Origin of the sequence: Aminobacter sp. NyZ550, from assembly GCF_025628925.2 — a bacterium.
Classification (GTDB): domain Bacteria; phylum Pseudomonadota; class Alphaproteobacteria; order Rhizobiales; family Rhizobiaceae; genus Aminobacter; species Aminobacter ciceronei.
In genome coordinates, this window is sequence record NZ_CP114191.1 from 291,017 (window position 1) to 305,200 (window position 14,184).

General features: G+C 63.5%; 17 protein-coding genes and 1 pseudogene. 16 read left to right on the forward strand and 2 right to left on the reverse strand.

The features are described from left to right. Positions 1-50 precede the first annotated feature (50 nt). The 4 genes from N7E70_RS28590 (at position 51) to N7E70_RS28605 (ending at position 3,050) form a co-directional block, all read left to right on the forward strand. Positions 51-353 carry a hypothetical protein gene (locus N7E70_RS28590; protein ID WP_263008295.1) on the forward strand — a complete coding sequence of 101 codons (303 nt, stop codon included), beginning with the start codon at positions 51-53 and terminating at the stop codon, positions 351-353. Between the two features lie 86 nt (positions 354-439). After that, positions 440-811, forward strand: coding sequence for a hypothetical protein (locus tag N7E70_RS28595; protein ID WP_067968175.1), 372 nt, complete (start codon positions 440-442; stop codon positions 809-811). 57 nt (positions 812-868) lie between these two features. Beyond that, positions 869-1,678 (forward strand): lytic transglycosylase domain-containing protein, encoded by an 810-nt coding sequence (locus N7E70_RS28600; RefSeq protein ID WP_263008296.1) that lies wholly within the window; start codon positions 869-871, stop codon positions 1,676-1,678. Positions 1,679-1,838: 160 nt separating this feature from the next. After that, positions 1,839-3,050, forward strand: a complete 1,212-nt coding sequence (locus N7E70_RS28605; protein ID WP_331461952.1) for a penicillin-binding protein activator — start codon at positions 1,839-1,841, stop codon at positions 3,048-3,050. Positions 3,051-3,077: 27 nt separating this feature from the next. On the opposite strand, the gene N7E70_RS28610 is transcribed toward N7E70_RS28605, so the two are convergent. Then, positions 3,078-3,833 (reverse strand): SDR family NAD(P)-dependent oxidoreductase, encoded by a 756-nt coding sequence (locus N7E70_RS28610; RefSeq protein WP_263008297.1) that lies wholly within the window; start codon positions 3,831-3,833, stop codon positions 3,078-3,080. 279 nt (positions 3,834-4,112) lie between these two features. On the opposite strand from N7E70_RS28610, the gene N7E70_RS28615 reads away from it, so the two are divergent. Next, a complete protein-coding gene (locus tag N7E70_RS28615) occupies positions 4,113-4,799 on the forward strand; it encodes a TetR/AcrR family transcriptional regulator (protein ID WP_263008298.1) in 687 nt (228 codons plus the stop codon). Positions 4,800-4,808: 9 nt separating this feature from the next. Here the strand turns inward: N7E70_RS28615 and fdxA are convergent, their stop codons facing one another. Continuing rightward, a complete protein-coding gene (gene fdxA / locus N7E70_RS28620) occupies positions 4,809-5,144 on the reverse strand; it encodes a ferredoxin FdxA (RefSeq protein WP_263008299.1) in 336 nt (111 codons plus the stop codon). Positions 5,145-5,289: 145 nt separating this feature from the next. On the opposite strand from fdxA, the gene N7E70_RS28625 reads away from it, so the two are divergent. The 11 genes and pseudogenes from N7E70_RS28625 (at position 5,290) to N7E70_RS28670 (ending at position 14,127) form a co-directional block, all read left to right on the forward strand. Then, positions 5,290-5,871 (forward strand): 2-oxoacid:acceptor oxidoreductase family protein, encoded by a 582-nt coding sequence (locus tag N7E70_RS28625; protein WP_115734031.1) that lies wholly within the window; start codon positions 5,290-5,292, stop codon positions 5,869-5,871. Then, positions 5,868-5,930: pseudogene (locus N7E70_RS30980) on the forward strand (ferredoxin); the annotation flags it as partial. The gene N7E70_RS28625 and the pseudogene N7E70_RS30980, both read left to right, overlap by 4 nt. 3 nt (positions 5,931-5,933) lie before the next feature. Then, positions 5,934-6,125 carry a ferredoxin gene (locus N7E70_RS28630; protein WP_442866541.1) on the forward strand — a complete coding sequence of 64 codons (192 nt, stop codon included), beginning with the start codon at positions 5,934-5,936 and terminating at the stop codon, positions 6,123-6,125. Beyond that, on the forward strand, positions 6,125-7,201 hold the full coding sequence (locus tag N7E70_RS28635) for a thiamine pyrophosphate-binding protein (RefSeq protein ID WP_263008300.1): 1,077 nt from the start codon (positions 6,125-6,127) through the stop codon (positions 7,199-7,201). Before N7E70_RS28630 ends, N7E70_RS28635 begins: the two co-directional genes overlap by 1 nt. After that, the gene (locus N7E70_RS28640) at positions 7,198-7,992 is read left to right on the forward strand and encodes a thiamine pyrophosphate-dependent enzyme (RefSeq protein ID WP_067968149.1); all 795 of its coding nucleotides are present in this window, start codon (positions 7,198-7,200) and stop codon (positions 7,990-7,992) included. The genes N7E70_RS28635 and N7E70_RS28640 overlap by 4 nt, the downstream gene beginning before the upstream one ends. After that, on the forward strand, positions 7,989-9,485 hold the full coding sequence (locus N7E70_RS28645; RefSeq protein WP_263008301.1) for a class I adenylate-forming enzyme family protein: 1,497 nt from the start codon (positions 7,989-7,991) through the stop codon (positions 9,483-9,485). Before N7E70_RS28640 ends, N7E70_RS28645 begins: the two co-directional genes overlap by 4 nt. Before the next feature lie 54 nt (positions 9,486-9,539). Beyond that, complete coding sequence (locus N7E70_RS28650) at positions 9,540-10,778, forward strand: ABC transporter substrate-binding protein (protein ID WP_263008302.1); 1,239 nt, start codon at positions 9,540-9,542, stop codon at positions 10,776-10,778. A gap of 14 nt (positions 10,779-10,792) precedes the next feature. Continuing rightward, positions 10,793-11,656: a branched-chain amino acid ABC transporter permease gene (locus tag N7E70_RS28655; RefSeq protein ID WP_067968139.1), complete on the forward strand. Its 864-nt coding sequence runs from the start codon at positions 10,793-10,795 to the stop codon at positions 11,654-11,656. Beyond that, positions 11,653-12,660 carry a branched-chain amino acid ABC transporter permease gene (locus N7E70_RS28660; RefSeq protein ID WP_263008303.1) on the forward strand — a complete coding sequence of 336 codons (1,008 nt, stop codon included), beginning with the start codon at positions 11,653-11,655 and terminating at the stop codon, positions 12,658-12,660. Before N7E70_RS28655 ends, N7E70_RS28660 begins: the two co-directional genes overlap by 4 nt. Positions 12,661-12,665: 5 nt before the next feature. After that, on the forward strand, positions 12,666-13,430 hold the full coding sequence (locus tag N7E70_RS28665; RefSeq protein ID WP_263008304.1) for an ABC transporter ATP-binding protein: 765 nt from the start codon (positions 12,666-12,668) through the stop codon (positions 13,428-13,430). Further along, complete coding sequence (locus N7E70_RS28670; protein ID WP_263008305.1) at positions 13,423-14,127, forward strand: ABC transporter ATP-binding protein; 705 nt, start codon at positions 13,423-13,425, stop codon at positions 14,125-14,127. Before N7E70_RS28665 ends, N7E70_RS28670 begins: the two co-directional genes overlap by 8 nt. Positions 14,128-14,184: the final 57 nt, after the last annotated feature.

Genomic DNA, 14,184 nt, shown 5'->3' on the forward strand with positions numbered 1-14,184 from the left:
GCTCGAAAACCGCACCAGATGGGGGCGCCGGCAATCTCACGCCGGAGCTGGTGCCGGTATTCGTCGCCGGAGAAACCGAGCTGGCTCCTCCGCACCTGCCGGAGTCGGCAATTGTCCCGCTCGACGACATCATTGCAAACTCGCTATTCGAGGAGACAGTTGATATATCGGACCTATTTCCAAGCATTCTGGAGCCCGCGCCAAGAGAGATGCTCGCGCTGGATTTGCGAGAAGAGGACGGCTCGCTCGATATGGCTGGAGACTTGATCGATCTTCCTGATATGTTCTTCGCGCCGACAGCACCGCTGGCGCCGCCATTGTTCGACGACGACATGGGACACATTGCTTTGTGATAAGGGGAGGCTGTCCACAAATCGGACGGCCATTTTGACAGTGGGACGCTGGCGAGAACTACTCCCAGTAAAGAGAGGGACTATCGATGCTTGACGGACTGAAGCGGTCGGCCATTGGCGGCCTGTGCGTACTCGCCTTTGCCGGGCAGGTGGCGGCGGCGGACCTCATCGACGTGCCGACGGCAAGCTACTGCCGCCTGGCGACGACGTCGGACCTGGCGCTGAACGAAAACATCGGCGAGGTGAAGACCGAGGTGGTGCGCATGATGGACGAGGCTGTGGCTGCCGCAAACAGCTCGCAGTGGCTCGATTCCTCGCGCCCGGTGTTCGTCTGGGCGTCGGAAGCCAAGGTCGCCTGCGGCAAGGCCTATGGTTACCTCAAGACCAATTATCGCGACGAGGATTACCTCAACAAATGCGAGTGTTTCCACAGCCGCATGGTGGAGTACATGAACTAGTTGAGCGGCGACCGGGCCCGCCCTTCGTAGCGGTCGCTTGATGAGCCCCGGCTCCGCATGATGACAAAGCATGTCGCCCCGGCACTCCTGGCCGCCAGCCTGACGTTTTCGGCTGCGGCCTCGGCTGCGGTTCCGGAGCAGGTACGGCCACAAGCTGAAAGGGTAGTCCACGCGCGCGCCGCGGCCTGTGATGGGCCCGGCAACGAGGCAGACAGGGAAGCGTTCCGTGCCCTCGCCGCCTGCGAGGCCCGCGCCAAGGAATTGCCGGAAGAGTTCGCTCTTGCGGTGATGGAGATCGAGAGCTTTTACGATCCCGAGGCGCGCGGCGGCGATGGCGAGGTAGGGCTCATGCAGGTCATGCCGGCGACCGCCCGCCTGATGGGGTTTCGTGGCACGCTCGACGAGCTCGCCGAACCCCGGACCAACATAGCCCTTGGCGTGCGCTACCTCGCCGGCGCATTCCAGCTGGCAGAAGGCGATCTCTGCACGACTGTGATGAAGTACCGCGCCGGCCATGCCGAGACGCGGTTTTCGGCCCTTTCAGTGCGCTATTGCCTCAGGGCCCGGGCGATCCTTGAGCGCGACGGCTTCAAGGTCACCGGCACGGTGCCGGAGGCGACATTTGGTTTCGCGGCCGTGGCTGGGTTGGGCGAGGTCAATGCCAGAGGTTCGGCAGCACCCAAAGGTGTCTGCGTCAGGCGGTCCTTCGTGCCGGGCCCACGCTACATGCGCTGCGTCGAGTACCGACCGGCAGCGCAGGCGCGCCATATCCGTAGCCTCCGCGCCAAGTTGTTCGGTGGCCAACACCAATGGCACACCTCGGACGACTGCAGGAGTGTCAGTTTGTGCCCAACACGGCCACGGTGATCGGACGCTTGTCCACCCGGCCAACTGACCGGTCAATTTTGCAACAGGTGGCGGAACAATTGCTGGTCTGTTCAACGGTCCCTCGCAAAATGACGTGGACATTCCCCCACGCGATAAGCAGGTTGATGGTCGGAGTGCGAGTTTGCGCTCCTGGGGAGGAATGATGAGGGAACCTGAACGGCTGGGGCGTGCCGCATTGCTGGCGCTCGCCTTGGCGCTGCCGCTCGGCCTTGGCGCATGCCAATCCGACACCAGCACCGAAGACGTCCTCGGCTCCGCGTTGGACGGCCAGATCGGCCCGCAAAATACTTCAGTTGCAAAATCAGGACCTGCAAGATCGGGCGAAAGCCTGGGCAAGGGGCCGATCAAGGTGTCGATGCTGCTGCCCTTGTCGGCAGGCGGGACCGCCGGCGACCGCGGCCGCAAGATGCGCGACGCCGCTGCGCTGGCCATGGCCGACCTCGGCAATGACCTATTGACCTTGAACATCGAGGATACCGGTGGCGACGAAACGCGTGCTCGGACCTTGACGACGGGGGCGCTTGCTTCGGGTGCCAAGCTGGTCATCGGTCCTTCCGAGCAAGGCGCGGTGCGCCAGCTGGCAGCCGTATCAGGCGCCAACAGGCCACTCGTGCTGGCGCTCGCCGACAACTACGCCGGCGCACCGGGCGTCTATTCGGTACGGCTCAACGAGGCCGACAGCGCCGCGGCTGGTGCTGCGGCCATTGCCGCCAAGGGCGCGCGCAAGTTCGTGCTGTTCATGGCTGAAGGCGATGCCGGCAAGGTTACCGAAAAACGCGTTGCGAACAGTCTCAGCATCTATGGTGCGTCACTGGCGGTGGCGCTGCCTTTCGGTCCAGCCGGTGGCGGTTCGGACAAGGCAGTTGCAGACATGATGGCACTTGTCGACGATCCACAGGCCATCGTCATCGCCAGCGGCAGCGCCAATCCGGCGCCTCTTGTCTCGGCGCTGAAGGCCAAGGGCGTGCTCGGCAAGAACGTTTCGCTGGTCGGCTCCACTCGCTGGCTCGAGCACGGCATAAGCGACCCGGCACTGCAGGACGCCTACATCGCCACCCTCGACGCGGCCGAGATCGGGCCGATCGCCGACCGCTTCCGCAAGACCTACAATTACGAACCTGACATCAACGTCGCCTATGGCTACGACACGGTTGCCTTGGCCGCCGGCATTGCCAGCGCCATGGGTCCGAAGGGCTTCACCAAGAAGGTGATCGAAAACCCGACCGGCTTCCGTGGATCGACCGGCATCTTCCGCTTCCGCGACGACGGCGCCGGCGAACGGGCAATGCCCTTCTTTCGCATCGAAAACGGCAAGCTGAAGCTGATCGAGAAATCGACGTCAGGGTTCTGACAGCTCATTCGATGCAGGCACGAGCTCTTATTGCAGTGTCTGGCCGCCGTCGGCGAGCAGGGTCTGGCCGGTGATCCACCCGCTCAATGGCGAGGCGAGGAACAGGACTACGTTTGCGATGTCTCCGGGCGTGCCGAAGCGGCCAAAGGGAAAACTCGTCAGCGTCCTGTCGTAGAGGGCCGGGTTCTGAACCCGGCATTTGTCCCACCATCCGCCAGGAAATTCCAGGGAGCCCGGGGCAACGCAGTTGACGCGAATGCCCTTGCCGGCAAGGGCTGCGGCCTGCGACCGGGTGAAATGCATGATCGCCGCCTTTGCCGCCCCATAGGCCGGTGTCGTCGGGGCGGGTGCGAAAGCAGTGCGCGAGGAGATGTTGACGATCGCCGGGTTGGTCCCGTTTTCCAGGTAGGGTTGCGCGGCCGATGATGCACGAACAGTGGCGAGTACGTCGACACTGAGGCTTGCGGCCCAGTCCTGTTCGGTGTCGGAACTGGCCTTGCCGGTGGCGTTGTTGACCAGGATGTCGATGCCGCCAAGCCTGGCAGCGGCTTCCTCGACATACGCCTTGATCGAGGCGTGCTCGGCGAGGTCACAAAAGGCCGCGTGGGCGACGACACCGTGCATTGCGATCCTCTCTCGGGCATCGTCAAGGTCGCCTTTGCCGCGGGCGCAGATCGACACCGAGGCCCCAGCCTCGGCGAATGCAAGCGCGACATGGAGGCCAAGCCCCCTGCTGCCGCCGGCGATGACGACATGGCGCCCTCTGAGATCGAGCTCGAACATCTGATACCCTCCCCGCGTTCTCGCCCGCGAACTTATCTGCAATAATTTCATGCTCAAGGAGAAAATTTCCTTGCATGATCCCTTGGCATCGCCATGCTGGGGCGGGTGTGCATGCCCGACGAAGCCATATTCCATCGCCTGCCTTTGGCAATTGCCGAGGTTGCGCGATGGCCAGCCATGGATGGGAAAGCTGTGGTGTGATGGCACGGAGGCGCCTTGCGAATGTGTGGAAACAACAACAGTGGAACAGGCGAGCTGGCAAATTCGGACATGCGGAAAATGACCACCAAAGAACCGGAAGAGCTGGCGACACTTGAAGCCGATGGGGCTGTTCGCGAAATCAATCGGACTGCGCGCAGGGCTTCGGGCCGCAAACCGAGCCGCAAGACCGAAGGCGTGCAGGAAAAGATCCTCGACGCTGCCGCCAAGGTGTTTGCCCAGAAGGGTTATCAGCTCACCAAGCTCAGTGAAATTTCCGACGCGATCGATCTTCATGTGACGGCGCTGCGTTATCACTTCCCGACAAAGGACGTGCTGGTCGAGGAAATGATCAACAGCCTGACCCGGGAGCTGCATATGAGGCTCCTGGCCACGCTGCAGCAACTGCCGCCGGAAACGTGCTATCGCGCGCGCATCGAGGCAGCGGCGATCACCTATCTCAACACGACGCTGCAGAAGCTCGACTACATCGCTGCGCATGGCAATGTCATCAATCAGGTTCCAGAGGATGTGCGCGAGCGGCATTTCGGGCTGTTGAACGAGACCAACAGGATCTGGCGCGACCTGATGGCGGCCGCTTCCGAGGCAGGCGAACTCAGGCCAGGCATCAATGTGTCGCTCGCCAACCAGGTGCTGCAGGGAACACTGATCTGGACCCGCGAATGGTACCGGCCGGGGGGGCTCACGCCGACCGAGCTCGCCGTGCAGATCCTCGATATCCTGTTCGATGGCATCGCGCCGCGTTAGGCACTGCTGTCAACGTGCAGCGGCCTCTGGGGAGAAATGGGTTTCGAACTTGCCATCGAGCCCTTTGAAGGCATGCGCATCCTGAGGCGGCGGCAGTTGGGCCGAGATGACAGGCCAATGCGCTGAATATTGCCTGTTCACGGCCAGCCACTTCGCTGCCAGCGGGTCGGTATCGGCGAGGATCGCATCGGCCGGGCATTCCGGCTCGCACACGCCGCAGTCGATGCAAACCTCAGGGTCGATCACCAGCATGTTTTCGCCTTCGTGGAAGCAGTCCACCGGGCACACAGCCACGCAGTCGGTGAATTTGCACCGCACGCAGGCGTCGGTCACCACATAAGTCATTTTTCGTCTCTCCAAAGCCGTGGCGGGAAGCTAGCGAACATTTTTCGTACTTCAACATGAAATTTCATGTTCAAGGAGAAAAAAGTCTTGCACCCTGAACCGGAAGTGCGTAGCTCTAGGGTCACGAGCAACCGGGAGGGGTTACTTGGAACTCGATCTTTTCATTTCCGGCATTGGCGGGCAGGGCATCCAGCTCATCGGCAAGTCGCTGGCGCTCGCCGCCATCAAGGATAGCCGGCATGTGATGCTCGCCGGCGAGTATGGCGGCCACATGCGCGGCGGCAGCTCGATCGGCACCGTCGTCATCGGCGCGAAGCCCTTGAAGGCGCTGCCTATCCTTCCGCATGCCGGCTCAGCCATCGCGATGTCGCATCTGTTCTGGGAGCGTGTCGGTTCGCGTCTGCGGCCGGGTTCGTTCGTGCTGGCCGAAGAGACCATCGCGGCCGACCTGCCCGATATGGAAAAGCACAGGCTTGTGAAGCTGCCTGCCACGGCGATCGCCACCGAGCTGGGAAGCCGCATGGCCGCTGGCATGGTGATGCTCGGCGCCTTCGCGGCGCTCACCGGGGCCGTGAAAATCGACAGCGCTGTGGCTGCGATGGCCGAACAGATCCCATCCTATCGCCGCCAGCACATCGAAGCCAACGAGCGGGCGATACGTGCTGGTGCAGCTTCAGTCACGCCGATGGCCTTCGCCGTCGACCTCGACGCACGGGAGGTCGCATGAGACAGGTCACGCGCGGCACGCTCGTCATCGATGCCGACCGCTGCAAAGGTTGCGAACTCTGTATCGTTGCCTGTCCGCCGAGGGTCCTGACCATGTCCAGGACAGGTAACGCCACCGGCTATCTCTATCCCGAACTTGCTCCCGGCTGCACCGGCTGCACCGCCTGTCAGCAGGTGTGCCCCGATTTTGTCTTCGAAGTCTACAAGTACCACGAGCCGATCGTTTCGGGCTCCGACGCCGAAAGGATGCAGTGATGACGATGCGCCTGATGGATGGAAGCGAGGCGATCGTCGAGGCGGCGATCCAGGCTGGCCTGCGCTTTTATGCTGGCTATCCGATGTCGCCGGCGACCGAGCTGCTCGAATACATGGCCGAGAAACTGCCGCACCATGAAGGGGTCTGCATCAATGCGGCGACGGAGATAGAAGGCATCAACATGGCGCTGGGTGCTGCAGCCGGTGGTTTTCGCGCCGCCAGCGGCTCCTGCGGCCAGGGCCTGGCGCTGATGCAGGAGGCGATCGCGGAGGCCGCGCTCAACGAGACGCCGATCGTCATCTTCAACATGGCCCGCAACCAGCAGGATTATTTCCAGGCGACACGCGGCGGCGGTTGGGGTGACTACCGCACCATCACGCTGGCGCCAAAAGATCTGCATGAGGCGGTCGAGCACGCACAACTCGCCTTCCACCTCTCCGACAAGTACCGCGTGCCTGTCATCTTCATGGGCGACAATCTGCTCGCCCGCACCCAGATGGGAACGACGCTGCCGCAGCTTGACCTCGAGCCGCTGCCGCCCAAGGACTGGCAGCTCGACGGCACTTCGGGTGGCACCGGCAAGTCGCGCCAGATCTGGACCTTCGGTTGTGGCAAGACCAACGACCCCGGTCCCGGCCCGAGCAAGCACTGGGAGCGCATCGCCGCCAAGTTCGACGCCATCGCCGAAGTCGAGGCGCGCTATGAAGAGGGCTTCACGGACGACGCCGAAACGCTCGTCGTCGCCTTCGGCTCTGGCGGCAAGTTCGTCGAGCATGTGGTGCGCGAGATGCGCGCCGACGGCCACAAGGTGGGCTACTTCCGCCCTGTTACACTGTGGCCCTATCCGGGAGAAGCGCTCGAGCGGGCGTCGCAGGGCTGCAAGCGCGTGCTGGTGTTCGAGCTCAATGCCGGCCAGATGATCGATGACGTCAGGCTCAACGTGCACGACCGCAAGCTGGTCAAGGCTATCGGCGGCGTCAGCTTCGATGAGTCCGGCCTGAACCTCGGCCCCCTCATGGATGCGACCGTGATCCGCGAGCGCATCGAGCTAGCCATCCATGGAGCCAGCAAATGAGCATCGTCATGACCACGCGCCCGCCCGAGGCGCCCAGCAACAAAGTGGCTTCGTTCAAGCCGACGCTGCTGCAGACCGAGGAACATCATCTCTGTCCAGGCTGCGGCGAGCCGGTGGCCATCCGCCTAGTGCTCGAGGTCATCGAGGAACTCGGCCTAGCTCAAAAGAACGTATCGATCATCGGCCATGGTTGTTACGGCTCCTTCATCATGACGATGGATGTCGACTCCACGCTTTGCCTGCACGGACGCGCACCCGCGGTTGCGACCGGCCTCAAGCGCATGCGTCCGGAGGTCGCCGTATGGACGCTGCAAGGCGATGGCGACATGACCAGCGAGGGTCTAGCCGAAATACTGCATGCGACGGCACGCGGTGAAAACATCACCTGCATCCTGCTGAACAACGGCGTGTTCGGCGACACCGGCGGCCAGATGACGGCGTCCTCCGTCATCGGCCAGCGCACCAAGAACACGCTTGAAGGCCGCGATGCCGCCTATCACGGCTATCCCATCGTCATCGGCGACATGGTGGCGGCGATGCCGGGATCGGCCTTCGTGGCGCGCGGCTCGGTGCACAACGCCGCCTCGATCGCGGCGACGCGGCGACTGATCCGCAAGGGCTTCCAGCGACAGATGGAAAAGAAGGGGCTCAGCCTCGTCGAGATCCTGACCATGTGCCCGACCGGCTGGTTCGTGCCGGCATCTGGTGGCGCGGACTACATGATGGAGTCGCTCGGCAAGACCTACCCGCTGGGCGAGATCAAGGACATTGCGGCTACGGAACAGGCATGATGCAACGGCACGTCCATCGCATACTCGATCTTGCTGTCAGCTCGACGCCGAATGCGCTCGCAGCGTCGCTCGATGAACACACTGTCACGTTCGCCGAGGTCGATGGCGCTGCCAATGCGATGGCAAGGGTCCTCCAATCCCTCGGCATCAAGCGTGGCAGCCGCATTCTGTTTCAGGCCGAAATGACGCTCGACCATCTGGCTTTTTACTTCGCCAGCCAGCGACTGGGAGCCGCCTTCGTGCCGCTGAACCCGGCGCTGTCGCGAGACGAGCTGCTGCCGATCGCCGACTATATCCGGCCGGACCTTCTTGTGCTCGATCCGTCGCGGCAGGACGGCCATCGCTTCTCCTCGGCCTGCGCCGATATTCCGGTGGCGATCCTCGGTGCCGGCGCCGCGGCAACTGTGGGCGTAAACCTTGATGCTCTGACCAGCGGGGCCAGTTGCGACGGACTTCCCGACCTCGGCGTCGAGGAAGAGGACACCCATGCGATCTTCCTGACCAGCGGCAGCACGGGCCGGCCGAAGGGCGTAGTGCTGTCACATAAGGCAAGTTGGCTGCGCTCCTATCTCGGCGCTTCGCGTTTCGTCACGTCCGGTGGCCGTGGCGAACTGATGACGTTCCCGATGTTCCATTGGGCCGGCTGGAACTACCTGATGGAGAACTGGGCGCATCGGCGGGCTGTGCACTTCGTCAGCCGCCCCGAAGGCGACATGCTTGCCCGCGCCATAGACCGCTGGAAACCGGCTTTTCTCTACTGCATCCCTGCTGTCTGGGAGCGGCTGCTCGCCTCCAACGTCGCTTTCGACGCTACGGTGGTGCGCTCGGCGGCGTCAGGCACCTCGCGCTTCGATCCGGTGCTGATGGACCGCATCCGTGCCCGCTTTCCGCGCGCCTATCGCGCTGCCATGTACGGCTCCACCGAGTTCGGCGCGGCACTTGGCCTCAACGATTCCGAGATCGACCGCAAGCCCGGCAGTGTAGGCCTGCCCCTGCCTGGCAACGAGACGCGCATTGTCGATGGCGAGTTGCAATTGCGCTCACTCAGCATGATGGACGGCTATTTCGAATTGCCCGATCAGACTGCCGAGGTGTTCGTCGACGGCTGGTATCGCAGCGGCGATGTCGCCGAGACGGATGACGAAGGCTTCCTGACCATCACGGGTCGCCGCCGCGAGGTCATCCGCTCGGGTGGCGAGACGGTTGCACCTGCCGAGGTGGAGCTCGCGCTCGCCGGCTGCCCGGGCATCCGTTCGGTTGCCGTTGTTGGTTTGCCGGACCCCGTATGGGGCGAACTGGTCTGTGCTGCCGTCGTACTCGACCGCCCGGGCGAATGCCCGAGCCTGGAAGCCGTGCGCAGCCATCTCGGCCAGTCGCTGGCGACCTTCAAGCATCCGCGCCGCATCGTGGCTGTCGACGAACTGCCAAAGACGCCGGCCACCGGACAGATCATGCGCTCGCGCGTGAGGGAGTTGGTTCTGCAGATCCACTGACCGCATTCATCCGGGGAGGAGGAAGCCCCGGTCTTTTGGGAGGAAGACATGCGATTGAACAGAAGACATTTTCTGACGACCTCGGCAGCGGGCGTCTGCGCGCTGGCTATGCCTGGCATCTTGCGCGCGCAGCAGGGAGAAGCTGTACGCCTAGGCCTGATCACCACGTTGAGCGGCCCGGGCCAGCTCTACGGCAACTATATCAAGGATGGTTGCGAGATTGCGGTCGAGCGCCTCAATGCTGCCGGCGGCGTCAATGGCGCGAAGATCGAGCTGGTGGTGCGCGACGACAAGAACTCGCCCGAAGGTGCCGTCACTGCTTTCCGCGAACTGACCGGCAACGGCATCAAGCTGTTCGCCCAGGGCACCTTCACCGCCAACCTGCTCGGCACCTTGCCGCTGCTCGAGGAAGCTGATGTCACCATGGTGATGGTGGGGGCATCGGCGCTTGCACTGACCCATGAAGCCTTCAATCCGCGCGCCTTCCGCCTCGGGTTTTCGTCGCCGATGTGCTTCGGCGGCTATGGCACCCTGATGGCCCAGAAGCACCCGGAGATCGAGAAGTGGGCGACGCTGCGCTCCGACGTCACCGCGCTTGCCGACATCACCAACGCCTTCACCAAGGGGCTGAAGGCAGAAACCGAAAAAGCCGGTCGCAAGGTCGAGGTGCTCGACCCGGTGCTGGTGCCCTATGGCGGCGCCGACTTCCGCAACCAGATTTCCAACATCATCGGGTCGGGCGCGCCGGGGCTGTTCAACGTCCTGCAGGGCGCCGACGCCATCAGCTACTACAAGCAGGCCCGCACCTTCGGTCTCGACGAGAAGTTCAAGGTGCTGTGCGACAGTGCCAACGAGTTCGCCATCGCCAAAGCCATGGGCGCCAACACGCCTGCGTCGCTGTGGAGCTGGACCGGCTGGTACCCGGCTGCCAACAAGGGCAACCCGGTCAGCGACGAGGTCCACAAGGCCTACATCAAATTGCGCGGCGATGAATATCCGAACTGGTACATCGGCGTTTCGCACGACAGCATCCTGACGATCGCCAATGCCGTCGCCAAGGCGGGTTCGCTCGACGCGGCCAAGCTGATCCCGACCATCGAGACGGAGACGCCGCAAGGGGCGCTGGGCAAGATCCAGTTCCGCAAGGAAGACCACGGCTTTGCCGGCGACCTGACCTACATCCGCTTCGGCCGAGACGACAAGAACGCCAATGGCTGGAGCGTGTTCGAGACGGCGCAGCTTCCGGGCGCGGAGTTCCTGGAGAAGGCAACCCCTGGCTCCAAGCTCAACTAGAGGCGGAAAGTACGATGTTCACGCTGGTCAACGGTCTCACGACCGGGATGGCCGTGTTCCTCGTCGCCGCGGGTCTGACCCTCGTCTTCGGGATCATGCGCATCCTCAACTTCGCCCATGGCGCCTTCTTCATGATCGGCGCCTATGTCGCGAGCTCGCTCGTCGGATCGGCGCCGCGTTCGGTCCTGGCGCTGGTTGCCGCGGCCGTGGTTGCGGCGCTGGTGGTGGGCGTCCTCGGGATCGTTGTCCAGCGTTTCGTCCTCCGGCGCATTCAGCATGTCGACGAACACTACATGCTGATCGCCACCTTCGCGGTGATGCTTGTCTGTGTGGGCTTCGTGAAGCTTGTCTGGGGGCTCGAGTTCCTGTCGGTCGACCCGCCTCCAGGCATCGATACCGGAGTCGATATCTTCGGCCTGTTCGTGCCGTCCTTCTCGTTGTTCATCATCGGCTCCGGCATCGTCGTTTTCCTGGTACTCGACTTCGTCATCCATCGGGCCTGGGCCGGCAAGATGATCACTGCGATCGCCCGTGACGGCTGGATGGCAGAATTGCTGGGCATCAACGTTCCGGCGGGCATCATGGCGGCGGTTGGCGGCAGCTTTGCGCTTGCCGGGCTTGCCGGCGGACTGTTGCTGCCCAACCAGACGCTGTCGCCGGCACTCGGCGACACCTTCCTGCTGCTCGCCTTCATCACCGTTGTCATCGGCGGGCTGGGCAATGTCCGCGGCGCCTTTATCGCCGCCATCCTGCTTGGCCTGATCGACGGCCTCAACACAATGTTCCTGCCGGCCTATCCGGGCGTTGCCGTCTATGTCGGCATGGTCGCCTTCCTGCTGATGTGGCCGAACGGCATACTCGGGGAGAGCCGGCTATGAACCGCACCATTTCGGGCGCTCTGCTCGCGGTCCTTGCGGCAGCGCTTGTCCTGCTGCCCATCTGGGCCAATTCCGGGCTTGTGTTCCTCGCCGGCACGACGATGGTTGTCGCCGTCTTCGCACTCTCCTGGAACCTGCTGTTCGGTTATGCCGGCCTGGCCAGCTTCGGCAGCGGTGGGCTGTTTTCCATCGGCGCCTATACGATGGCAGTGACACTGCGCGGCGGGAATGAAGGGCAGTTCCTGCTGCTGATCGCCCTGTCGACGGTCGTTGGCGGAGCGGTGGCCTTTGTCATCGGTGTCGTGGCGCTCAGGCGGTCGACCGGCATCTTCCTGGCCATCCTCACGCTGGCGCTGGCCGAATTGCTGCGCATCACGCTCGCCAAGATCCATTGGCTGGGTGCGGAGGACGGCATCCCAAGCATTGTCCGGCCGAAGGCATCCATCGGCGTCGCCACCGTCGATCTCGCTCAAGGCAACCACTATTACTGGTTCCTGTGCATTGCCTGCGCTCTTCTGGTGGCCCTGTGCTGGTGGATCGCCCACGGCCGCTTCGGTCGCACGTTGCGCACGATCCGGCTGGACACCGAACGCGCCGCGTTCATGGGCGTCGACACCCATCGCTACCGCCTGGTCGCATTCACCATTTCGGGTGCGATTGCCGCCTGTGCGGGCTCGCTCTTCGCGCCCTGGGCCCAGATCGTCACGCCTGACATCGGCAACATGATGCGCTCGACGCAACCGATACTGTTCACCCTTCTTGGCGGTGCTTCGTCCTTCTGGGGGCCGATGATCGGTGCCTTCCTGTTCTCCGCAATCGAGTTCTCGACGCGCACCCTGGTCGGTATCCAGGAGATCATCACCGGCGGCATCCTGCTTGGTGTCGTACTGCTGTTTCCCACTGGCGTGGCCGGTGCCTGGAACGCGCTGGTCGCCCGTCTTGCTGATCCATATCGGGCCGAGGCGAAGGCCACAGCGGCGACCCTCCGGCCGGTGAAGGAGTAGGCGTTATGATCCGGCTGCATTCCGTCGACAAGAGTTACGGCGCGCTCAAGGTACTGCACGGCATCGAGGCGGAGATTCTGGAAGGCGAGACCTTCGCCATCATCGGCCCCAATGGCGCCGGCAAGACGACGCTGTTCAAGGTCATGACCGGCGAAGTCGGCTGCGAGGCGGGCACCGTCGAGTTCCTCGGCAAGGATGTAACGAAGGAACCGGCATACCGCCGCACACGCGCGGGCATGGGCCGCACCTTCCAGATGGCGCGCATCTTCAAGGAAATGACTGCTGAGGAGAACATCGTCGTTGCCATCGAGGCGCGCGCCAAGAACATGGGACAGCGGGACACCCCCTGGTATCAGGTCAAGCCGTCGCGCGCGACCGTGGACGAGGCCGGTGAAATCCTGGCCAGGCTGTCACTGGAGCGCAAGGCAAGGATTGCCGCCGCCCAACTGTCGCATGGCGACAAGAAGCGACTGGAACTTGGCATCACGCTCGCCGGGCGGCCCAAGGTTCTGATGCTCGACGAACCTACCGCAGGCATGTCGCCCAGCGAACGCGTTGGCGTGACCGAGCTGATCCGCAGCATCAGTGGCAAGGGCAGCGGCCTGACCGTCATCATGACCGAGCACGACATGGGCGTCATCTTCGGGCTGGCCGACCGCATCATGGTGATGAACCAGGGTCGCAAGATCGCGGAAGGCAGCATCGACGATATCCGCGCCGACCCTGTGGTGCGCGACGTCTATCTCGGCAAGGAGGCGCATCATGCTTGAGGCAAGCCGCATCAACGCCTTCTATGGCAGCAGCCACATCCTGCACGGCGTCGACCTCGATGTTCCCGTCCTCGGCCGGGTGGCCGTGATCGGCCGGAACGGCGCGGGCAAGTCGACGCTCTTGAAGTCGATCATGAATGCCGGCCCTACCGTCGATGGCGAGATCCGCTGGGAGGGCAGCTCGCTCAAGGGCCTGCCGGCGTTCAAGCGGGCACGGCTCGGCCTGCAGCTGGTACCGGAGGACCGACGTATCTACCAGCATCTGACGGTGCGCGAGAACATCAGGATGGCTGCCTATGCGACCGCCCCCGGCCGTACGCCCATTCCGGCTCAGGAGATCGTCGACCGCTTCCCGATGCTGCAGCCGATCAGCGAACGCGGCGGCGGCCAGATCAGCGGCGGCCAGCAGCAGATGGTGGCGATTGCCAGGGCAATCGCCTGCCGCCCGCGGCTGCTTCTGCTGGACGAGCCGACCGAGGGGCTGGCACCGGCGATCGTCGAGCAGCTTGCCATCAGCGTGCGTGAACTGTGCGAGGCCGAGCAGGCAGCGCTGCTGTTGTGCGAACAGAACATCTGGTTTGCCAGGCAGACAACCGACACGGTGCTGGTGATGGACACCGGCCGCATCGCCTTCCGCGGCAGTTGGCAGGAGTTTGACGCCGACCCTGACATCAAGCAACGGCACCTGGCCGTCTAGCGGCGTCACCCACTCACACTTCCACCGTCCGAACGGACCTGAACCCTTAGCGAGGAG